The 20,132-nt window shown below is 71.2% G+C and carries 16 protein-coding genes; 9 read left to right on the plus strand and 7 right to left on the minus strand.

The window, feature by feature from the left end; translation table 11 throughout:
- The first annotated feature begins 376 nt into the window (after nucleotides 1-376).
- Both gltB and ACFYY1_RS04770 read left to right on the plus strand, forming a co-directional pair.
- Nucleotides 377-4,960 carry a glutamate synthase large subunit gene (gene gltB / locus ACFYY1_RS04765; protein ID WP_388580791.1) on the plus strand — a complete coding sequence of 1,528 codons (4,584 nt, stop codon included), beginning with the start codon at nucleotides 377-379 and terminating at the stop codon, nucleotides 4,958-4,960.
- A complete protein-coding gene (locus ACFYY1_RS04770) occupies nucleotides 4,953-6,413 on the plus strand; it encodes a glutamate synthase subunit beta (RefSeq protein ID WP_388580793.1) in 1,461 nt (486 codons plus the stop codon). Before gltB ends, ACFYY1_RS04770 begins: the two co-directional genes overlap by 8 nt.
- Nucleotides 6,414-6,538: 125 nt before the next feature.
- On the opposite strand, the gene ACFYY1_RS04775 is transcribed toward ACFYY1_RS04770, so the two are convergent.
- On the minus strand, nucleotides 6,539-7,462 hold the full coding sequence (locus ACFYY1_RS04775; protein WP_388580796.1) for a rhomboid family intramembrane serine protease: 924 nt from the start codon (nucleotides 7,460-7,462) through the stop codon (nucleotides 6,539-6,541).
- A 174-nt stretch (nucleotides 7,463-7,636) separates the two neighbouring features.
- Here ACFYY1_RS04775 and ACFYY1_RS04780 point away from each other — a divergent pair, with 174 nt between their 5' ends.
- Both ACFYY1_RS04780 and ACFYY1_RS04785 read left to right on the plus strand, forming a co-directional pair.
- Nucleotides 7,637-8,383 carry a vWA domain-containing protein gene (locus ACFYY1_RS04780; RefSeq protein ID WP_388580799.1) on the plus strand — a complete coding sequence of 249 codons (747 nt, stop codon included), beginning with the start codon at nucleotides 7,637-7,639 and terminating at the stop codon, nucleotides 8,381-8,383.
- 225 nt (nucleotides 8,384-8,608) lie between these two features.
- A complete protein-coding gene (locus ACFYY1_RS04785; protein WP_388580801.1) occupies nucleotides 8,609-9,115 on the plus strand; it encodes a pyridoxamine 5'-phosphate oxidase family protein in 507 nt (168 codons plus the stop codon).
- Here ACFYY1_RS04785 and ACFYY1_RS04790 read toward each other — a convergent pair.
- Genes ACFYY1_RS04790 through ACFYY1_RS04800 form a run of 3 tightly spaced genes read right to left on the minus strand, consistent with a single transcriptional unit; the run spans nucleotide 9,095 to nucleotide 12,146 of the window.
- Nucleotides 9,095-10,126 carry an acyl-CoA dehydrogenase family protein gene (locus ACFYY1_RS04790; RefSeq protein ID WP_388580804.1) on the minus strand — a complete coding sequence of 344 codons (1,032 nt, stop codon included), beginning with the start codon at nucleotides 10,124-10,126 and terminating at the stop codon, nucleotides 9,095-9,097. The genes ACFYY1_RS04785 and ACFYY1_RS04790 overlap by 21 nt on opposite strands.
- Nucleotides 10,126-11,271, minus strand: a complete 1,146-nt coding sequence (locus ACFYY1_RS04795; protein WP_388580807.1) for an acyl-CoA dehydrogenase family protein — start codon at nucleotides 11,269-11,271, stop codon at nucleotides 10,126-10,128. Before ACFYY1_RS04795 ends, ACFYY1_RS04790 begins: the two co-directional genes overlap by 1 nt.
- Nucleotides 11,271-12,146 carry an enoyl-CoA hydratase gene (locus tag ACFYY1_RS04800; protein ID WP_388580810.1) on the minus strand — a complete coding sequence of 292 codons (876 nt, stop codon included), beginning with the start codon at nucleotides 12,144-12,146 and terminating at the stop codon, nucleotides 11,271-11,273. Before ACFYY1_RS04800 ends, ACFYY1_RS04795 begins: the two co-directional genes overlap by 1 nt.
- Before the next feature lie 94 nt (nucleotides 12,147-12,240).
- Here ACFYY1_RS04800 and ACFYY1_RS04805 point away from each other — a divergent pair, with 94 nt between their 5' ends.
- The 5 genes from ACFYY1_RS04805 to ACFYY1_RS04825 all read left to right on the plus strand — a co-directional run bounded on the left by ACFYY1_RS04805 (nucleotide 12,241) and on the right by ACFYY1_RS04825 (nucleotide 17,306).
- Nucleotides 12,241-13,023 carry an SDR family oxidoreductase gene (locus ACFYY1_RS04805; RefSeq protein ID WP_388580812.1) on the plus strand — a complete coding sequence of 261 codons (783 nt, stop codon included), beginning with the start codon at nucleotides 12,241-12,243 and terminating at the stop codon, nucleotides 13,021-13,023.
- Nucleotides 13,024-13,074: 51 nt separating this feature from the next.
- Nucleotides 13,075-13,686 (plus strand): TetR/AcrR family transcriptional regulator, encoded by a 612-nt coding sequence (locus ACFYY1_RS04810; RefSeq protein WP_388580815.1) that lies wholly within the window; start codon nucleotides 13,075-13,077, stop codon nucleotides 13,684-13,686.
- Nucleotides 13,687-13,717: 31 nt separating this feature from the next.
- Nucleotides 13,718-14,875, plus strand: coding sequence for an acetyl-CoA C-acetyltransferase (locus ACFYY1_RS04815; protein WP_388580818.1), 1,158 nt, complete (start codon nucleotides 13,718-13,720; stop codon nucleotides 14,873-14,875).
- 336 nt (nucleotides 14,876-15,211) lie between these two features.
- The gene (locus ACFYY1_RS04820) at nucleotides 15,212-15,415 is read left to right on the plus strand and encodes a cold-shock protein (RefSeq protein ID WP_003969786.1); all 204 of its coding nucleotides are present in this window, start codon (nucleotides 15,212-15,214) and stop codon (nucleotides 15,413-15,415) included.
- 199 nt (nucleotides 15,416-15,614) lie between these two features.
- Nucleotides 15,615-17,306, plus strand: coding sequence for a DEAD/DEAH box helicase (locus ACFYY1_RS04825; RefSeq protein ID WP_388580821.1), 1,692 nt, complete (start codon nucleotides 15,615-15,617; stop codon nucleotides 17,304-17,306).
- Nucleotides 17,307-17,419: 113 nt separating this feature from the next.
- On the opposite strand, the gene ACFYY1_RS04830 is transcribed toward ACFYY1_RS04825, so the two are convergent.
- Genes ACFYY1_RS04830 through ACFYY1_RS04840 form a run of 3 tightly spaced genes read right to left on the minus strand, consistent with a single transcriptional unit; the run spans nucleotide 17,420 to nucleotide 20,129 of the window.
- Nucleotides 17,420-18,490, minus strand: a complete 1,071-nt coding sequence (locus ACFYY1_RS04830) for an NAD(P)H-dependent flavin oxidoreductase (RefSeq protein ID WP_388580824.1) — start codon at nucleotides 18,488-18,490, stop codon at nucleotides 17,420-17,422.
- A complete protein-coding gene (locus ACFYY1_RS04835) occupies nucleotides 18,490-19,251 on the minus strand; it encodes a CoA-transferase subunit beta (RefSeq protein ID WP_388580827.1) in 762 nt (253 codons plus the stop codon). Before ACFYY1_RS04835 ends, ACFYY1_RS04830 begins: the two co-directional genes overlap by 1 nt.
- Nucleotides 19,248-20,129 (minus strand): CoA transferase subunit A, encoded by an 882-nt coding sequence (locus tag ACFYY1_RS04840; protein WP_388580829.1) that lies wholly within the window; start codon nucleotides 20,127-20,129, stop codon nucleotides 19,248-19,250. Before ACFYY1_RS04840 ends, ACFYY1_RS04835 begins: the two co-directional genes overlap by 4 nt.
- Between the last annotated feature and the right edge of the window lie 3 nt (nucleotides 20,130-20,132).

Genomic DNA, 20,132 nt, shown 5'->3' on the forward strand with positions numbered 1-20,132 from the left:
TGGGTGCCCGTGACGTGTCCGCCACCCGTGTGACGTACGTCGTGGTGACTGCCTCTGGGCGGAACCGCTACCACGGGCTTAAAGTGAGTCCCTATGCAGGGCTACACATAAGTAGCCGTTACTCGGCGGTTTCATTTCCATTGCCGCCGGGCATGACCCGTAGACACCGCAGGCAACGACGCCTGCTCTCTGCGGTCCTCCTGGGCGCCGATCTTCCACTGCGACCCACCCCCACCGCCTCGGGGCGGTGTCCGTATGTTGGAACGAAGTATCCGCTTCTTGAGAAGCGCCCCATTATGTAACCTGCACGAAATTTCGCAGAGGGCCAACGTCGTCCCTCGGCACTGCATATGCCACGACGACGACGGGAGAGCCAATGCGCATCGACGCCTGGGCGCCCATGGACGGTCGCCCCGCCCAGCAGGGGATGTACGACCCCCGTAACGAGCACGACGCCTGCGGTGTCGGGTTCGTGGCCACTCTGACCGGTGTGGCCGGCCATGAGCTGGTCGAGCAGGCGCTGACCGTGCTGCGCAATCTCGAACACCGCGGCGCCACCGGATCCGAGCCCGACTCCGGCGACGGCGCCGGGATCCTCCTCCAGGTGCCGGACGCCTTCCTGCGCGAGGAGACCGCCTTCGGTCTCCCCGAGGCCGGTGCCTACGCCGTCGGAATCGCCTTCCTGCCCGCCGACGACTCCACCGAGGCCGTCCGCAAGCTGGAGAAGATCGCAGCCGAGGAGGGACTCAAGGTCCTCGGCTGGCGCCAGGTCCCCGTCACCCCCGACATCCTCGGCAACGGCGCCCGCGCCACCATGCCCGAGTTCCGTCAGCTCTTCGTCGCGGACGGTGAGAGCACCGGCATCGCCCTCGACCGCAAGGCCTTCGTGCTGCGCAAGCGCGCCGAGCGGGAGGCCGGGGTGTACTTCCCCTCGCTCTCCGCCCGCACGATCGTCTACAAGGGCATGCTCACCACCGGGCAGCTGGAGCCGTTCTTCCCGGACCTCTCCGACCGCCGCTTCGCCACCGCGGTCGCCCTGGTCCACTCGCGGTTCTCCACCAACACCTTCCCGAGCTGGCCGCTCGCCCACCCGTACCGCTTCGTCGCGCACAACGGCGAGATCAACACGGTCAAGGGCAACCGCAACTGGATGAAGGCCCGCGAGTCCCAGCTCGCCTCCAGCCTGTTCGGCTCTGCCGGCGATGGACGCAGCGGTGAGGCGCAGCTCGACCGGATCTTCCCCGTCTGCACCCCCGACGCCTCCGACTCCGCCTCCTTCGACGAGGTCCTGGAGCTGCTCCACCTCGGCGGCCGCTCGCTGCCGCACTCGGTGCTGATGATGGTTCCCGAGGCGTGGGAGAACCACGACTCGATGGACCCGGCGAGGCGCGCCTTCTACCAGTACCACTCCACGATGATGGAGCCCTGGGACGGCCCGGCCTGCGTCACCTTCACCGACGGCACCCAGGTCGGCGCGGTCCTGGACCGCAACGGTCTGCGCCCCGGCCGCTACTGGGTCACCGACGACGGCCTCGTCGTGCTCTCCTCCGAGGTCGGCGTCCTGGACATCGACCCCGCGAAGGTCGTCCGCAAGGGCCGCCTCCAGCCCGGGAAGATGTTCCTCGTCGACACGGCCGAGGGCCGGATCATCGAGGACGACGAGATCAAGGCCGCGCTCGCCGCCGAGCAGCCGTACGGCGACTGGCTGGAGACCGGCGAGATCGAGCTGGAGGACCTCCCCGAGCGGGAGCACATCGTGCACACGCACGCCTCCGTCACCCGCCGCCAGCAGACCTTCGGCTACACCGAGGAAGAGCTCCGCGTCATCCTCGCGCCGATGGCCCGCACCGGCGGTGAGCCGCTCGGCTCCATGGGCACGGACTCGCCGATCGCCGCACTGTCCGAGCGCCCCCGGCTGCTCTTCGACTACTTCACCCAGCTGTTCGCGCAGGTCACGAACCCGCCGCTGGACGCCATCCGCGAGGAGCTCGTCACCTCGCTGCGCTCCACGCTGGGCCCCTCGGGCAACCTGCTGGAGCCGACCGCAGCGTCCTGCCGCAGTGTCACGCTGCCGTTCCCGGTGATCGACAACGACGAGCTGGCCAAGCTGATACACATCAACGCCGACGGCGACATGCCGGGCATGAAGGCCGCCACGCTCTCCGGCCTCTACCGGGTCGGCGGCGCGGGCGAGTCGCTGGCCGCGCGGATCGAGGAGATCTGCAGCGAGGTCGACGCCGCCATCGAGGACGGCGCCCGTCTGGTCGTCCTCTCCGACCGGCACTCCGACGCCGAGCACGCGCCGATCCCGTCGCTGCTGCTCACCTCGGCCGTCCATCACCACCTCATCCGCACCAAGCAGCGCACCCAGGTGGGGCTGCTGGTCGAGGCCGGGGACGTCCGCGAGGTCCACCACGTCGCGCTGCTCATCGGCTACGGCGCCGCCGCGGTCAACCCGTACCTGGCGATGGAATCCGTCGAGGACCTGGTCCGCGCCGGTACGTTCATCGAGGGCATCGAGCCCGAGAAGGCCATCCGGAACCTGATCCACGCGCTCGGCAAGGGCGTCCTGAAGGTCATGTCCAAGATGGGCATCTCGACGGTCGCCTCCTACCGGGGCGCCCAGGTCTTCGAGGCCGTCGGCCTGGACGAGGACTTCGTCGCGAAGTACTTCAACGGCACCGCCACCAAGATCGGCGGCGCCGGCCTCGAAGTCATCGCCAAGGAGGTCGCCGCCCGGCACGCCAAGGGCTACCCCGCCTCCGGCATCTCCGCCTCGCACCGCGCGCTGGAGATCGGCGGCGAGTACCAGTGGCGCCGCGAGGGCGAGCCGCACCTCTTCGACCCGGAGACGGTCTTCCGCCTCCAGCACGCCACCCGCAACAAGCGCTACGACATCTTCAAGAAGTACACCGACCGGGTGAACGAGCAGTCCGAGCGGCTGATGACGCTCCGTGGTCTGTTCGGCTTCAAGGGCGACCGCGAGCCGATCTCCGTCGACGAGGTCGAGTCCGTCTCCGAGATCGTCAAGCGCTTCTCCACCGGCGCCATGTCGTACGGCTCGATCTCCCGCGAGGCGCACGAGACCCTCGCCATCGCCATGAACCAGCTGGGCGGCAAGTCCAACACCGGTGAGGGCGGCGAGGACGCCGACCGGCTCTACGACCCGGCGCGCCGCTCGTCCATCAAGCAGGTCGCCTCCGGCCGCTTCGGCGTGACCAGCGAGTACCTGGTCAACGCGGACGACATCCAGATCAAGATGGCGCAGGGTGCCAAGCCCGGCGAGGGCGGCCAGCTGCCCGGCCACAAGGTCTACCCGTGGGTCGCCAGGACCCGGCACTCCACCCCGGGTGTCGGTCTGATCTCCCCGCCGCCGCACCACGACATCTACTCCATCGAGGATCTGGCCCAGCTGATCCACGACCTCAAGAACGCCAACCCGGCGGCCCGCATCCATGTGAAGCTGGTCTCCGAGGTCGGCGTCGGCACGGTCGCCGCCGGTGTCTCCAAGGCGCACGCGGACGTCGTCCTGATCTCCGGCCACGACGGCGGGACGGGCGCCTCCCCGCTCACCTCCCTGAAGCACGCGGGCGGCCCCTGGGAGCTCGGCCTCGCCGAGACCCAGCAGACGCTGCTGCTCAACGGCCTGCGCGACCGCATCGTCGTACAGACCGACGGCCAGCTGAAGACCGGCCGCGACGTCGTCATCGCCGCACTGCTGGGCGCCGAGGAGTTCGGTTTCGCGACCGCGCCGCTCGTCGTCTCCGGCTGCGTCATGATGCGCGTCTGCCACCTGGACACCTGCCCGGTCGGCATCGCCACCCAGAACCCGGTGCTGCGGGACCGGTTCTCCGGCAAGGCCGAGTACGTCGTCAACTTCTTCGAGTTCATCGCCCAGGAAGTCCGCGAGATCCTCGCCGAGCTCGGCTTCCGTACGATCGAGGAGGCCGTCGGCCACGCCGAGCTGCTCGACACCGACCGGGCGATCACGCACTGGAAGGCGCAGGGCCTCGACCTGAAGCCGCTGTTCCACGTCCCCGAGCTCCCCCAGGGCGCGGTCCGCCACGCGCGGATCGAGCAGGACCACGGCCTCGCCAAGGCGCTCGACAACGAGCTGATCAGGCTCGCCGCCGACGCCCTGAACGCGGACAGCGCCGAGAGCGCCCAGCCGGTCCGGGCCCAGATCGCGATCCGCAACATCAACCGGACCGTCGGCACCATGCTCGGCCACGAGGTGACGAAGAAGTTCGGCGGCGCCGGTCTGCCGCAGGACACCATCGACATCACCTTCACCGGCTCCGCCGGCCAGTCCTTCGGCGCGTTCGTGCCGAGCGGGGTCACGCTGCGCCTGGAGGGCGACGCCAACGACTACGTCGGCAAGGGCCTCTCCGGCGGCCGGGTCGTGGTCCGCCCCGACCGCGGCGCCGACCACCTCGCCGAGTACTCCACCATCGCGGGCAACACCATCGCCTACGGCGCCACCGGCGGCGAACTGTTCCTGCGCGGCCGCACCGGTGAGCGGTTCTGCGTCCGCAACTCCGGCGCCACCGTCGTCTCGGAGGGCGTGGGCGACCACGGCTGCGAGTACATGACCGGCGGCCACGCCGTCGTCCTCGGCGAGACCGGACGCAACTTCGCGGCGGGCATGTCGGGCGGTGTCGCCTACGTCATCGACCTGAACCGGGACAACGTCAACGTCGGCAACCTCGGTGCCATCGAGGTCCCCTCCGACACCGACAAGCAGTGGCTGCACGACGTGGTGCGCCGCCACCAGGAGGAGACCGGATCCACGGTCGCCGAGAAGCTGCTTGCCGAGTGGGACACCGCCGTGACCCGCTTCAGCAAGATCATCCCGACCACCTACAAGGCAGTGCTCGCCGCCAAGGACGCCGCTGAGCTCGCCGGTCTCTCCGAGCAGGAGACCACCGAGAAGATGATGGAGGCGGCGACCAATGGCTGACCCCAAGGGCTTCCTGACCACCGGGCGCGAGGTCGCCGAGACCCGCCCCGTGGGCGAGCGCGTCAAGGACTGGAACGAGGTCTACGTTCCGGGCTCGCTGCTCCCGATCATCAGCAAGCAGGCCGGCCGCTGCATGGACTGCGGCATCCCGTTCTGCCACAACGGCTGCCCGCTCGGAAACCTCATCCCCGAGTGGAACGACTACGCCTACCGCGAGGACTGGTCGGCCGCGTCCGAGCGCCTGCACGCCACGAACAACTTCCCGGAGTTCACCGGGCGGCTCTGCCCGGCCCCGTGCGAGTCGGCGTGCGTGCTCGGCATCAACCAGCCGGCCGTCACCATCAAGAACGTCGAGGTCTCCATCATCGACAAGGCGTGGGGCAACGGTGACGTCACCCCGCAGCCGCCCGAGCGGCTCTCCGGCAAGACCGTCGCCGTCATCGGCTCGGGCCCGGCGGGTCTCGCCGCCGCCCAGCAGCTGACCCGGGCCGGCCACACCGTCGCCGTCTACGAGCGCGCGGACCGCATCGGAGGTCTTCTCCGGTACGGCATCCCCGAGTTCAAGATGGAGAAGTCGCACATCAACCGCCGCATCGAGCAGATGCGCGCGGAAGGCACCAAGTTCCGCACCGAGACGGAGATCGGCCGGGACGTCGACGCCGCCAAGCTCCGCCGCCGGTACGACGCGGTCGTCATCGCCGCGGGCGCCACCGTCTCGCGCGACCTGCCCGTCCCGGGCCGTGAGCTGAACGGCGTGCACTTCGCCATGGAGTACCTGCCGCTGGCCAACAAGGTGCAGGAGGGCGACCTGACGGTCTCCCCGATCACCGCGGAGGGCAAGCACGTCGTCGTGATCGGCGGCGGCGACACCGGCGCCGACTGCGTCGGCACCGCCCACCGCCAGGGTGCGCTCTCCGTCACCCAGCTGGAGATCATGCCCCGGCCCGGCGAGGACCGGAACGCCAACCAGCCCTGGCCGACCTTCCCGATGCTCTACAAGGTCACCTCCGCGCACGAGGAGGGCGGCGAGCGGGTCTACTCCGTCTCCACCACCCACTTCGAGGGCGACGAGGACGGCAACGTCCAGGCGCTGCACCTGGTCGAGGTGGAGTTCAAGGACGGCAGGCTTGAGCAGAAGCCCGGCACCGAGCGGTCCATCCCCGCGCAGCTGGTCACCCTCGCCATGGGCTTCACCGGCACCGACCAGGCCAACGGTCTGGTCCAGCAGTTCGGCCTGGAGCTCGACGAGCGCGGCAATGTCGCGCGCGACGCGGAGTACGCCACCAACGTCGACGGAGTCTTCGTCGCCGGTGACGCCGGCCGCGGCCAGTCCCTCATCGTGTGGGCCATCGCCGAGGGCCGCTCCGCGGCCCGCGGGGTGGACCGCTTCCTGACCGGAGCCAGCGCCCTGCCGGCCCCGATCCGCCCGACGGACCGTGCACTGACGGTCTGATCACGGCACCCGAGAACGTCCCGCACAACGGCGTGCGGAACCGAACACGGCGCCTGCCCGTCCCCGACCGGACGATTCGGCAGGCGCCGTGGCGCGTCCGGGGGCCGATCGCACCGGCCCCCGGCTCAGCCCGTCAGCGCGGAGGTCTTCAGTACCACCAGCAGCACCAGCACGGCGAACAGCACCACACACGCGGCGGCCTGGACCACCATACGGCGCTTCGCCGGGGCATAGGCGTACGCCACGGTGACGATGCCACCCGTCAGGAGCCCGCCCAAGTGGCCCTGCCACGAGGCGAATCCGGCCGAGATCACCATCCAGATCAGGAAGCCGGCCATGAACCGGTTCACCGCCCGCATGTCGCGGCCCAGCCGCCGGTTGATGACGTAGAACGCCGCCCCGAGCCCGAAGACCGCACCCGAGGCGCCCACCGTGCCGTCGAACGGGGCGATCAGGTAGACCAGGACCGAACCGCCCAGCGCGGACAGCAGGTACAGCGCGAGATAACGGGCCCGGCCCAGCTGCTCCTCCACCACCCGGCCCAGGTTCCACAGCGCGTACATGTTGAACAGGATGTGCAGCACCCCGAACGGCAGCGAACCGAAGGACGACCCGCCCGGCGGCAGATGCAGGAAGGCCCCGGTCAGCAGCCGGTACCACTCACCGCCGACCACCCCGACCACCTCGAAGCCGGGGAAGTCCCCGCCCTCGTAGACGTAATGCTCGCCGTCCGGGCCGTCCAGCCCCGCACCGAGCATCGCGAACCGGTCGATGATCCCCGGACTGACCAGCTCGCCCAGGTACGCCGCGATGTTGAGCCCGATCAGCACATACGTGACGATCGGCACCGCGCTCCTCGGCACCGCGCCGCCGAACACGGTGCGCGCCTGCCGGATCGAACGCTGCCCCTCCTTCACGCAGTCCACGCAGTGGTGGCCGACCGCGGCCTCACGCATGCAGTCGGGGCAGATGAACCGCTCGCAGCGGGTGCAGCTGACATACGTCTCGTACGACGGATGGCGATAACAGGTGGTGACCGCGGCCTCCACGGCAGGCTCCTTCACGGGTGAGCGGACACGAGCGGCCGGTGGGGACGGCGGCAGATCAACATAGCGAATACCGCCCGGCCGGGGTATGCCCGGGTGGCCCGGACCGACCGGCACCCGGGGCGGCGGCCGGTCCTACACTCGACCTCCCGGCACGTCGAGGATCGGAGAAACCGCATGGCCGGCTCGCCCGCCGCCGCAACAGGTCCGGCCATCAGCCTCCGCAAGATCGAGGAGAGCGCGCCCGCGCTGGTCAGCCTCTACAAGAGCGCCTCGGTGTCGCTGACCAAGCACCGCCTGAGCGGCGAGCGCGCCGCGGTCTATCTGGTGCTCGACTACTCCGGCTCCATGCGGGAGTACTACAAGGACGGCAGCGTCCAGGCCCTGGCCGACCGGGTACTGGGGCTCTCGGCCCATCTCGACGACGACGGCCGGGTCCCCCTCGTCCTGTTCTCCACGGAGGTCGACGCCGTCACCGACATCGCCCTGGACAACCACCGCGGCCGGGTCGACGCGATCGTGGCCGGCCTCGGACACATGGGAAAGACCAGCTACCACCTGGCCATGGACGCCGTCATCGACCACTACCTCGACAGCGGCTCCACCGCGCCCGCCCTCGTCGTCTTCCAGACCGACGGCGGCCCGATCAGCAAGCACGCGGCGGAACGCTACCTCTGCAAGGCGGCGAAACTGCCCCTGTTCTGGCAGTTCATAGGCTTCGGCGACAAGCGGAGCAATCAGTTCGACTTCCTGCGCAAGCTCGACGAACTGGCCGTACCCGCCAAGCGCCCGATAGACAACGCGGGCTTCTTCCACGCCGGACCCGACCCGCGCAAGGTCCCGGACGCCGAGCTGTACGACCGGCTCGTCGCCGAGTTCCCGCAGTGGCTCGCCGCCGCCAGGACCCAGGGGATCGTCAAGTGACGGCCCGCTACGACGCGCTGTCGACGCGGGACGCCTCGGCGGGGGTGCTGCGGACATACGGGTGGGCGCTGCTGGTCACCCTGTCGGAGCGATGAGACGGCCGGTACGGATGAGATGGACGGCACGGATGAGACGGCCGGTACGGATGGGCCGAACGGCGGACCGGTCGGCGCGGGCCAGGAAAACCGGACAGAAGATGTCGGGTATCCAGGATTCCATGGGCGCATGACATCGAGTTCCTGGGAAGACTTCCGCTCGGCCGAGCCGGACTTCGCCGAAACCGTCCGGGCCCGCTTCCAGCTCTACAAGCACCACGTCCTGGCGACCCTGCGCCAGGACGGATCGCCACGCGTGACCGGGCTGGAGGTGGACTTCCGCTTCGGCGAGGTGTGGCTCGGGATGATGCCGAACTCGCGCAAGGCGCTGGACCTGCTGCGCGATCCGCGGTTCGCGGTGCACGCCAACCCCGGCCCGGACGCCGAGATGGCCGACGGCGACGCCCGGATCTCCGGCCGCGCGGTGGAGGTGACCGACCCCGCGGTCCTGGCCCGCTACATCGAGGAGGCGAAGCCGCCGCAACCCTTCCACCTCTTCCGCGTGGAGCCGGCCGAAGTGGTGCACGTCGGGCTCGAAGGCGGCGACACCGTGATCATCCGGACCTGGCGCCCCGGTCACCCGCTGCGCACCTTCCGAAGGGGCAACGACGACGGCTCATCCGGCTCGACCACCTGAGAGCCCGCCGTGGGGCGCGGTCGGCCCATCGGCGAGCACCCGCGCCCGGCACGCCCCCGGCGTCCCCCACGCGTCCCGCAGCGGGCGCGCCTTCCGCAGCCACAGCGCCAGATCCAGCTCCTGCGTGTACCCCACCGCACCGTGCAGCTGCAGCGCCGCCCTGGCCGCCGCGTACCCCGCCTCGCCCGCCGTCACCTTGGCCGCCGCCACCTGCGCACCGGCGTCCGGCGCGTTCCCGGCGAGGGCGAGCGCCGCCCCGTACAGCAGCGGACGGGCGAACTCCAGCCCGGTCAACGTGTCCGCCAGCCGGTGCTTCACCGCCTGGAAGGAGCCGATGGCGGTACCGAACTGGGTGCGCTGCTTCACGTACGCGACCGTGGTCCGCAGCAGTGCCTCGCCCGTGCCGAGCGCCTGCGCCGCCGTCACGAACGCCGCCCAGTCGGCCGCCCGCGCCGCCGCCTCGGCCACCCGGGCCCCCGAGGCGAGCAGTTCCCCGCCCGGCCCGGGGCGCCACAGCCGCCGCGCGGGGTCGGACGACACACTGAGCACCCCGGGCCCCGGCGCCGTCCGCAACTCCTCACCGGTCACCGTGAACACGGCGTCCACCGCGTCCGCGTCCAGCGCGTACGGCCCGTGCCCGTCCGTCCGGAGCGTCGCCGACGCCGCGCCCGACGCCAGCCGGGGCAGCCACTCCTTGGCCGCCGGGCCGCCCACCTCCGCCAGCAGCACCGCCGCCGCGACCGTCTCCACCACCGGTCCCGGCACCGCGTGCCTCCCCAGCTCGGTGAAGGCGACCGCGAGTTCGACCGGCAGCGGGCCGACACCCTCGTACGCCTCCGGCACCGCGAGCGCGAAGACCCCCGCCGCCGCCAGCCGCGCCCACAGGTCCTTGCCCGGTCCGTGGTCCCCGGCGGCCCAGGCCCGTACCACCGAAGGGGTGTCCGCGGCGGTCAGCATCGCGTCCAGCGAGCGGGCGAACTCCCGCTGCTCGTCGTCCAGGAGGAAACGCATCAGCGCCGTCCCTTCGGCAGGCCGAGCAGCCGCTCGGCGATGATGTCGCGCTGGATCTCGTTCGTACCGGCGTAGATGGGGCCCGCGAGGGAGAAGACGTACCCCTCGGACCACTCGGAATCGGCGAGTTCCGCGTCCGGGCCCAGCAGATCGAGTGCGCTCTCGTGCAGCGCGATGTCGTACTCGGACCAGAACACCTTGTTGAGGCTGGACTCCGCGCCGATGGTCGCCCCGGCGGCGAAGCGGGACGCGTTGGCGGCGGTGAAGAGCTGATACGCGCGCGCCCCGATCACCGCGTCCGCCACCCGGTCCCGCATCGCCGTGTCCGAGGGGTCGCCGTGGGTGCGCCACAGCATGGCCAGCCGGTCGGCGGCGGCCAGGAAACGGCCGGGGGAGCGGAGCGTCAGCCCCCGCTCGTTGCCCGTTGTCGACATGGCGATACGCCAGCCCTGGCCGGGCTCCCCGATGACGTCCTCGTCCGGTACGAACACCTCGTCCAGGAACAGCTCGGCGAAGGCCGGCTTGCCGTCGATCCGCCCGATCGGCCGGACCGAGACCCCGGGCGCCGACAGGTCGAACATCAGATACGTCAGCCCGTGGTGCGGTTTCGCCGCGTCCGGATCGCTGCGGAAGATGCCGAACGCCCGGTCCGCGAACGCGGCCCGCGAGGACCAGGTCTTCTGCCCCGAGAGCAGCCAGCCGCCGTCCGTGCGCACCGCCCGTGAACGCAGCGACGCCAGGTCCGAGCCCGACTCCGGCTCGGACCAGGCCTGCGCCCAGATCACCTCGCCGCTCGCCATCGACGGCAGCACCCGGGCCCGCTGCTCGTGCGTGGCGTGGTCGAAGAGCGTCGGGGCGAGGAGATTGATGCCGTTCTGCGAGACCCGGCCGGGGCCGCCCGCCGCGTAGTACTCCTCCTCGAAGACCAGCCACCGGAAGATGTCGACGCCCCGGCCGCCGTACTCGGCCGGCCAGGAGACCACCGACCAGCGGTCCGCGTACAGCCGAGCCTCCCACTCCCGGTGCGCGGCGAAGCCCTCGGCGGTCTCCAGCGACGGCAGCGGCACGGCGGGCACGTTGGCCCGCAGCCACCGGCGCGCCTCGTCCCGGAACGCCGCTTCCTGCTCCGTGCCCGACAGATCCATCAGCCGTCCGCCTTCTTCTTCATCGCGGCGATGTCCATGCCGCCGAGCGAGTCGGCCGCCGTCTCCGCGTTGTGCGCGTGGGCGAGGTGGTGCAGCCCGAAGACGGAGTCCATCCCGGTGTGCATGCCCTGGAGGTCCTCGGCCTGGTTGACCGCGCGCTTGGTGAGGGCCAGCCCCAGCCGCGGCATCGCGGCGATCCGCAGCGCCAACTCATCGGTGCGGTCGGCGAGTTCCTCCCGATCCACCACCTTGTTCACCATGCCGACCTCGTACGCCCGGCGGGCGCTCATCCGGTCGCCGGTGTAGAGGAACTCCTTCGCGATCCGGGGCGGCATCACCCACGGGTGGGCGAAGTACTCGACGCCGGGGATGCCCATCCGCACCACCGGATCGGCGAAGAAGGCGTCCTCGCTCGCCACGATCAGGTCGCAGATCCAGGCGAGCATCAGCCCGCCGGCCACGCAGGCGCCCTGGACGGAGGCGATGACCGGCTTCGGCAGCTCGCGCCACCGCCTGCACATGCCCAGATAGACCTCCGACTCGCGGGCGAAGCGGCTCTCCGCGCCGGCCTTGTCGGAGTGGTCCCACCACAGGCCCGCCCGGCGCTCGAAGGGCAGATGCGCGTCGCGCTCCGGCGTGCCGATGTCATGGCCCGCCGAGAAGTGCTCCCCGGCGCCCGCCAGCACGGCCACCTTGACCTCGGAGTCCTCGGCGGCCCGGTAGAACGCGTCGTCCAGGGCGTAGGTCATGGCCGAGTTCTGGGCGTTGCGGTAGCGCGGGCGGTTCAGCGTGATGTACGCGACCGGGCCCCGGCGCTCGTAGAGCACCGGGCCGTCCCGGTGGCCGGCGGCGGAGGGTTCGTGGGCAGAGGGCATCGGCTCATCCTTCCCTAACAAGTGTTTGGTAGGTTAACGTACGGGCACGAGCACCGTCGAGGATTCATTGGGCCGGGATCGAGGAGGTACGGGCGTGAGCGCACCGCAGTACGTATCCGGGCACGGGCTGCTGTCCGGCCGCACCGCCGTCGTCACCGCCGCCGCGGGCGCCGGCATCGGCGGCGCCACCGCCCGCAGATTCCTGGAGGAGGGCGCCCGCATCGTCATCGGCGACGCGCACGCCCGGCGGCTGAAGGAGACCGAGCAGGCGTTCGCCGAGGAGTTCGGCGCGGACCGCGTCGCCGCACTGCCCTGCGACGTCACCGACGAGACCCAGGTCCGGGCCCTGTTCGCACTCGCCGAACGGACCCACGGCGGCCTGGACATCGTCGTCAACAACGCCGGCCTCGGCGGCACCGCCGAACTCACCGAGATGACCGACGAGCAGTGGACCAAGGTCCTCGACGTCACCCTGAACGGCACCTTCCGCTGCACCCGGGCCGCCCTGCGCTCCCTCAGGGCGGCGGGCCGCGGCGGCATCGTCGTCAACAACGCCTCCGTCGTCGGCTGGCGCGCCCAGAGCGGCCAGGCCCACTACGCCGCCGCGAAGGCCGGGGTCATGGCGCTCACCCGGTGCGCCGCGATCGAGGCCGCCGAGTACGGCGTACGCGTCAACGCCGTCGCGCCCAGCCTCGCCATGCACCCGCACCTGGTGAAGGTCACCTCCGCCGAACTCCTGGACGAACTGACCGCGAAGGAGGCCTTCGGCCGGTACGCGGAGCCCTGGGAGGTCGCCAACGTCATCGTCTTCCTCGCCAGCGACTACTCCTCGTACCTGACCGGCGAGGTCGTCTCCGTCAGCAGCCAGCGTGCCTGAGCGCGCGACGGCCCGGGGCACCTCCGGCCGCGGCGGGCGGAGAATGGTCGGGTGCCTACCAAGAAGAAGCCGCAGGTGACCCCCTCGCCCGAGCGGCGCCGCGAACTGCTCGCCACCGCCGCAGAGGTCTTCGCCGCCCAGGGATACAACGCCACCACCGTCCGCAAGATCGCGGACGCGGCCGGGATGCTCGCGGGCAGCCTCTACTACCACTTCGATTCCAAGGAATCGATGCTCGACGAGATCCTCTCGACCTTCCTCACCGAACTCTGGGAGGGGTACGACACGGTGCTCGCCGCCCAGCTGGCCCCCAGACAGACCATCGAGGCCCTCGTCACCGAGTCCTTCCGGGAGATCGACCGGCACCGTGCCGCGGTCGCCATCTACCAGAAGGAAGCCAGGCATCTGGCCACCCAGCCGCGCTTCCAGTACCTCGCCGACTCCCAGCAGAAGTTCGAGAAGGCCTGGCTCGGCACGCTGGAACGCGGCGTCGCCGACCACAGCTTCCGCGCCGACCTGGACATCCGCCTCACCTACCGCTTCGTCCGCGACACGGTCTGGGTCGCGGCGTCCTGGTACCGGCCGGGCGGACTGCACAGCCCCGAGGAGATCGCCCGCCAGTACCTCTCGATGGTCCTGGACGGCATCGCCCTCGACACCTGACCCCACCCGCGCTCACCAAGGAGCAGCAGTCATGGCCGAGGCCTACATAGTCGAAGCGGTACGCACCCCGGTCGGCCGGCGCGGGGGCGGCCTCGGCGCCGTCCACCCCGCCGACCTCGGCGCCCATGTCCTGAAGGTCCTCGTCGAACGGACCGGGATCGACCCGGCGGCCGTGGAGGACGTGGTCTTCGGCTGCCTCGACACCGTCGGACCGCAGGCCGGCGACATCGCCCGCACCAGCTGGCTGGCGGCCGGACTGCCCGAGGAGGTCCCCGGCGTGACCATCGACCGCCAGTGCGGCTCCTCCCAGCAGGCCCTGCACTTCGCCGCCCAGGGCGTCCTCTCCGGCACCCAGGACCTCGTCGTCGCGGGCGGCACCCAGTCCATGACGCAGATCCCCATCGCCTTCGCCTCCCGCCAGGCCGCCGAACCCCTCGGGCTGACCGAGGGCCCGTACGCGGGCAGCGAGGGCTGGCGCGCCCGGTACGGCGACGCACCGGTCAACCAGTTCCACGGCGCCCAGCTGATCGCCGAGAAGTGGGACATCAGCCGCCAGGACATGGAGGAGTTCGCGCTCCGCTCCCACCGGCAGGCGATCCGCGCCATCGACGAGGGCCGCTTCACCCGCGAGACCGTCGCCCTCGCGGGCGTCACCACCGACGAGGGGCCGCGCCGCGACACCACCCTGGAGAAGATGGCGGGGCTGAAGCCGGTCCTGGACGGCGGCACGATCACCGCCGCCTGCTCCTCGCAGATCTCCGACGGCGCCGCCGCCCTGCTCATCGCCTCCGAGCGGGCCGTGGCCGAGCACGGCCTCACCCCGCGCGCCCGCGTCCACCACCTCTCGGTACGCGGCGAGGACCCGATCCGCATGCTGTCGGCACCGATCCCGGCCACCGCTTACGCGCTCAAGAAAGCCGGAATGACCATCGACGACATCGACCTGGTCGAGATCAACGAGGCATTCGCCCCCGTCGTCCTGGCCTGGCTGAAGGAGACCGGGGCCGACCCCGACCGGGTCAACGTCAACGGCGGCGGCATCGCCCTCGGTCACCCGCTCGGCGCAACCGGCGCGAAATTGATGACGACACTGCTGCACGAACTGGAGCGCACCGGCGGCCGCTACGGGCTCCAGACCATGTGCGAGGGCGGCGGCCAGGCGAACGTGACGATCATCGAACGGCTCTGAGCGCAGACCCGCCCCGAACACGGCCGCCGGGCCGTTCCGACCCCTGTCGCGACAAGGATTCCGGCGGCCTTTCGCGCCCCTCCCGGCCAGTTGCCGCAAGGGCCGGGACCCCTACCCGCCGACTCGCCCCGCGGCGTGTTCCCGCCGCGGGGCGATGGAACGTGCTACGGTTGCCGAGTTGCAGTTTTGGTACCCATGAACTTTATGTGCGCCTGACGGGAATGCTTCCTCAGGCGCATTATTGTTTTCCGGCTTTCTCCGGATGGGGCTCAATGCGGCGACTTGAAATTCGTAAAGTGCGGATTTCCGGCACTGCACCTCTTTTAGGAGAATGACATGGCTACTGGAACCGTGAAGTGGTTCAACTCGGAAAAGGGCTTCGGCTTCATCGAGCAGGACGGCGGCGGCGCCGACGTCTTCGCCCACTACTCCAACATCGCCACCTCGGGCTTCCGTGAGCTCCAGGAGGGCCAGAAGGTCTCCTTCGACGTCACGCAGGGCCAGAAGGGCCCGCAGGCGGAGAACATCGTCCCGGCCTAATCGCCGGACGCGTACCTCGCAGCCGGGGCCCGCACCGTGAAGGTGCGGGTCCCGGTTTGTGCTGTCCCCGGGACATGTCGGAACAGGCGCGCCCGCCCACGGCGCCCGCCCCGGCGGCCCCATGCAGTTCCCCGCAGTCCCACGCAGTTCTCAGGAATCCCCAGGACTCCTCAGGAATCCCCCAGGAGGGCAATTCCGTATGACCCGCTCCGAACGCCAGGACCGACCCGCCCGCAACCGCCCGTCGAGGGGGCGCGGCACGGCCCCGGCAAAGGCAACCGCTAAGGGTTCCGGCAAGGGATCCGGCAAGGCGTCGCCCCGTCGCAGGGCCACGCCGCCGCAGGGCGAATTCGCCCTGCCCGAAACCATGACCCCCGCACTGCCCGCCGTAGCGGCGTTCGCCGAGCTGGACATGCCCGCAGCCCTGCTGAAGACCCTTGCCGCGCAGGGCGTCACCGAACCGTTCCCGATCCAGGGCGCCACCCTGCCGAACTCGCTCGCAGGCCGGGACATCCTCGGCCGCGGCCGCACCGGCTCCGGCAAGACCCTCGCCTTCGGCCTCGCCCTGTTGGCCCGCACCGCCGGCCGGCGCGCCGAGCCGAAGGCCCCGCTGGCGCTCGTCCTGGTCCCGACCCGCGAGCTCGCCCAGCAGGTCACCGACGCGCTGACGCCGTACGCGACGTCCGTGAACCTGCGCCTGGCCACCGTCGTCGGCGGCATGTCGATCACCAAGCAGTCCGGCACGCTGCGCCGCGGCGCAGAGGTGCTCGTCGCCACGCCCGGACGGCTGAAGGACCTCATCGAGCGCGGCGACTGCCGGCTCGACCAGGTCGCCATCACCGTCCTCGACGAGGCCGACCAGATGGCCGACATGGGCTTCATGCCGCAGGTCGTCGCCCTGCTCAAGCAGGTCGAGCCGGACGGCCAGCGGATGCTGTTCTCCGCGACGCTCGACAAGAACATCGACCGGCTGGTCAAGATGTTCCTGACCGACCCGGTCGTGCACTCCGTCGACCCGTCCGCCGGTGCCGTCACCACCATGGAGCACCACGTGCTCCATGTGATCGACGAGACCGACAAGAAGGCCGTCGCCACGAGGATCGCCGCCCGTGAGGGCCGCGTGATCATGTTCGTGGACACCAAGCGCGCCGCCGACCGGTTCGCCAAGCGGCTGCTCGCCAGCGGCGTACGGGCCGCGGCCCTGCACGGCGGGCGCTCGCAGCCGCAGCGCAACCGGACCCTGGACCAGTTCAAGAACGGCCAGGTCACCGCGCTCGTAGCGACGAACGTGGCGGCCCGCGGCATCCATGTCGACGACCTCGACCTGGTCGTGAACGTGGACCCGCCGACCGACCACAAGGACTACCTGCACCGCGGCGGGCGCACGGCGCGTGCCGGGGAGTCCGGCAGCGTCGTCACGCTGGTGCTGCCGGAGGAGAAGCGGGACATGACCCGGCTGATGGCCGACGCGGGCATCGCCCCGAGGACCACCCGGATCAAGTCCAGCGACGAGGAGCTCACCCGGATCACCGGGGCCCGTGAACCCTCGGGCATCGCGATCGTCATCGAGGCCCCGCAGCCGACCCCGCCGAAGCAGCGCACGCGCTCGGGCGGGACCTCGGCGGGCGGCACCGGCTTCCGCTCGGGCAGCCGCGGCCGGGGCCGTCGCGGTGGCGCCGGACAGGGCGGCGGCGAGGCCCGCTCCACGGGCGGCGCCTCCCGCACCGCCGGCACGGGCGGCGCCTCGCGCGGCGCGGGTACGGGCGGCGCTGCCCGTGGTGCGGGCTCGGGCGGCGGTCGTGGCAACGGCGAGCCGCGCGGCACGGGCGCCGGGCGCTCCGGGGCCGGCCGCGGCGGCGCGGCGGCGGGACGCGGCCGCAGGGCCGCGTAGCCGTACGTACGCACCGAAACGCGCGGAACGCATCGAAACGCGGTGAAACGCGGCGAGGGGTGCCCGGGGGAGACCCGGGCACCCCTCGCCGCGTCCGCGCCCGCGTCCGCCGCCTACGCGTCCGCGCCCTCCGACTGCTCCGCGCGGACCACCGCGCCCAGCGCCTCGTGGGCCTCGGCCATCACCCGTTCCACCAGCTCCGCGCAGCTGGGCAGATCCTCGATCAGGCCCGCCACCTGGCCCGAGGCCATCACCCCCAGATCCGTCCGGCCGTCGACCATGGACGCCTTCAGCAGCATCGGTGTGTTGGCCGCCAGCAGGACCTGGCTCCACGACAGGTCCTTGCCGTGCTTCATCGCGAGGCCGTCGCGCACCATCCGGGACCAGCTCAGCCCGGAGATCCGCCGGAAGCCCGACGCCCGGCGCACCGCCTGGGCCAGGGCCCGGACCCGGCCCGCGTGCTCCAGCGCCGCGACCATCTCCGTACGCAGCATCCGGTGCGGGAGCCCGTCCACCGCCCTGGTGACCGTGATGTCCTTGACGCCCGCCGCCAGGTACCGGGCCTTCACCGCGTCCGGCACGGTCGAGTCCGACGTCAGCAGGAACCGGGTGCCCATCGCGATGCCCGCCGCCCCGTACGCCAGCGCCGCGACCAGGCCCCGGCCGTCGTGGAAACCGCCCGCCGCGACCACCGGGATGTCCACCGCGTCGGCCACCTGGGGCAGCAGCACCGTGGTCGCCACCTCACCGGTGTGCCCGCCGCCCTCGCCGCCCTGCACGATCACCGCGTCCACGCCCCACGCCGCGACCTTCTCGGCATGGCGCCGGGCGCCGACCGACGGGATCACGACCACCCCCGCGTCCTTCAGCTCGGCGATCAGCTCCTTCGACGGGGCCAGCGCGAAGGACGCCACCTTCACGCCCTCGTCGACGATGATCCGTACCCGCTCGCGCGCGTCGCCCGCGTCGGCGCGCAGATTGACGCCGAACGGCTCGTCCGTACGGGACTTGACCTCCCGCACCGCCGCCCGCAGCTGCTCGGTGGTCATCGTCGCGGAGGCCAGGATGCCGAGGGCGCCGGCGCGGGCCGTGGCGGAGACCAGGCGGGGGCCCGCGACCCAGCCCATGCCGGTCTGGACGATGGGGTGGCGGACGCCGACGAGTTCCGTGAGCGCCGTCCGCATCAGACCCTGACCTCGCGGTTCCGGGTGCCGTGCGGGTCGATGACCTCGCGGATCAGGGACAGTTCCGCGGCGCTCGGCTCCCGGGTGTACGGGACGTCGTCCGCGATCGTGAGCGCGAAACCGGTGGCCGCGCGGACCTGGTCGACGGTGACGCCGGGGTGCAGCGAGGCCAGCCGCATCGAGCGGTCCGGGGTCGCGAAGTCGAAGACGCCGAGATCGCTCACCACGCGCGGGATGCGGTGGTAGCGGCTCGCCGACGGACCGGCCGCGGCGGCACTGTCGTAACCGACCCCGCAGATCATGTCGACGCGCTCGACGAAGACCCGGGTGGAGTGCTTGGGAATCCAGTAACTGACCGGGTTGTTCAGGGTGTTGACCGGGGCGCCGCGCACGCCGAGCAGCTGGCGGGAGGGCTGCTCCCAGTCGCCGATGCAGGAGATGTTCTGGTTGCCGAACCGGTCGATCTGGCTCGCCCCCATCATCACGTGGCGTCTGCCGCCGGTGACCATGGCGAGGTGCTGGCGGTAGGGCAGCCAGCCCTCCGTCGTACCGTCCGGGGCCAGGAGCAGCGCCTCGCCGTCGGTCAGCAGCAGATCGGGCGAGAAGGTGCGCCTGGCGAGCCGGGCGCCGACCGACGGGACGAGGCCCATCGGGCTGGCGAGCACCTCGCCGTTGTCGCGCCAGGCGTCGGCGCAGGCGATCACGCAGTACTCGGCCCGGGTGGCCGCGGTCGGGTCCGCTGTCGCGTTCTTCGTGGTCATTTCTGCTCCTCGTGCCAGGTCCGGACGGCCGACTGGTAGCTCTTCTCGTCGCCCCCTGCGGGCAGGAAGCGCTCGCTGAAGGCCGCCCAGGTCTCGGGGTCGGCGGCAGCGGTCGCGTACGCCTTCTGGAACGCCTCGTCGCGCGGATGGTCGGGCACGCAGGAGGTGAAGTGCGCGCCGTTCGGGGTCTCGACGACGCCGGTGACGGAGTGCCGTTTGACGAGGAGGGTCTGCGGGGCGGCGTTCCCGGTCAGCTCGGCCGTGTCCACGAGGCGTTCGCAGGACATGTACGCGGCGTCCGCGGCCTCGCAGAACAGGTCGTCGAAGTACGGATCGGGGCCGAGGTACTGGCCGTTGCCGAACCGGTCCGCGCGGTTCAGGTGGACCAGCGCGGCGTCCAGCCGCAGCGCGGGCATCGCGACGAACTCCTCACCGTCCTCGTACGGCGAAGTCACCGTGCGCAGGCCCGGGTTGACCCGCATCACGTCGGAGCCGATACCGGCGCGCACGGGGAGGAACGGCAGCCGGTTCGCGGCGGCGTGCAGCCCCCACATGAACATGGCCTCGTCGACCTCCATCAGTTCGAACGCGCCGCGCTGGCGGGCCGCCCTGAAGTGGGGTTCGAGCGGGACCGAGTCGAGCGTGACGAAGGCCGCGACCAGTTTCCGGATCTTTCCGGCGGCGGCGAGCAGCCCCACGTCGGGGCCGCCGTACGAGACCACGGTGAGGTCGGTGACGTCGGAGCGGAGCAGCGCCCGCACCAGCGCCATGGGTTTGCGGCGCGAGCCCCAGCCGCCGATGCCGATCGTCATCCCGCTGCTGAGCCGGGAGACCACGTCGTCGGCCGTCATGGTCTTGTCGGTCGTGGTCATGGTCATGCT

The organism is Streptomyces sp. NPDC001890, assembly GCF_042891445.1.
Taxonomy (GTDB): Bacteria; Actinomycetota; Actinomycetes; order Streptomycetales; family Streptomycetaceae; genus Streptomyces.

Excerpts from the sequence above, each read along its gene's own strand:
- ACFYY1_RS04820 (WP_003969786.1), top strand. The coding sequence starts at position 15,212 with ATGGCTACTGGAACCGTGAAGTGGTTCAACTCGGAAAAGGGCTTCGGC.
- ACFYY1_RS04830 (WP_388580824.1), bottom strand. The coding sequence starts at position 18,490 with ATGCGGACGGCGCTCACGGAACTCGTCGGCGTCCGCCACCCCATCGTC.
- ACFYY1_RS04770 (WP_388580793.1), top strand. The coding sequence starts at position 4,953 with ATGGCTGACCCCAAGGGCTTCCTGACCACCGGGCGCGAGGTCGCCGAG.
- ACFYY1_RS04840 (WP_388580829.1), bottom strand. The coding sequence starts at position 20,129 with ATGACCATGACCACGACCGACAAGACCATGACGGCCGACGACGTGGTC.
- ACFYY1_RS04815 (WP_388580818.1), top strand. The coding sequence starts at position 13,718 with ATGGCCGAGGCCTACATAGTCGAAGCGGTACGCACCCCGGTCGGCCGG.
- ACFYY1_RS04790 (WP_388580804.1), bottom strand. The coding sequence starts at position 10,126 with ATGCGTTTCCTCCTGGACGACGAGCAGCGGGAGTTCGCCCGCTCGCTG.
- ACFYY1_RS04835 (WP_388580827.1), bottom strand. The coding sequence starts at position 19,251 with ATGACCACGAAGAACGCGACAGCGGACCCGACCGCGGCCACCCGGGCC.
- ACFYY1_RS04795 (WP_388580807.1), bottom strand. The coding sequence starts at position 11,271 with ATGGATCTGTCGGGCACGGAGCAGGAAGCGGCGTTCCGGGACGAGGCG.
- gltB (WP_388580791.1), top strand. The coding sequence starts at position 377 with ATGCGCATCGACGCCTGGGCGCCCATGGACGGTCGCCCCGCCCAGCAG.
- ACFYY1_RS04800 (WP_388580810.1), bottom strand. The coding sequence starts at position 12,146 with ATGCCCTCTGCCCACGAACCCTCCGCCGCCGGCCACCGGGACGGCCCG.
- ACFYY1_RS04785 (WP_388580801.1), top strand. The coding sequence starts at position 8,609 with ATGACATCGAGTTCCTGGGAAGACTTCCGCTCGGCCGAGCCGGACTTC.
- ACFYY1_RS04780 (WP_388580799.1), top strand. The coding sequence starts at position 7,637 with ATGGCCGGCTCGCCCGCCGCCGCAACAGGTCCGGCCATCAGCCTCCGC.
- ACFYY1_RS04825 (WP_388580821.1), top strand. The coding sequence starts at position 15,615 with ATGACCCGCTCCGAACGCCAGGACCGACCCGCCCGCAACCGCCCGTCG.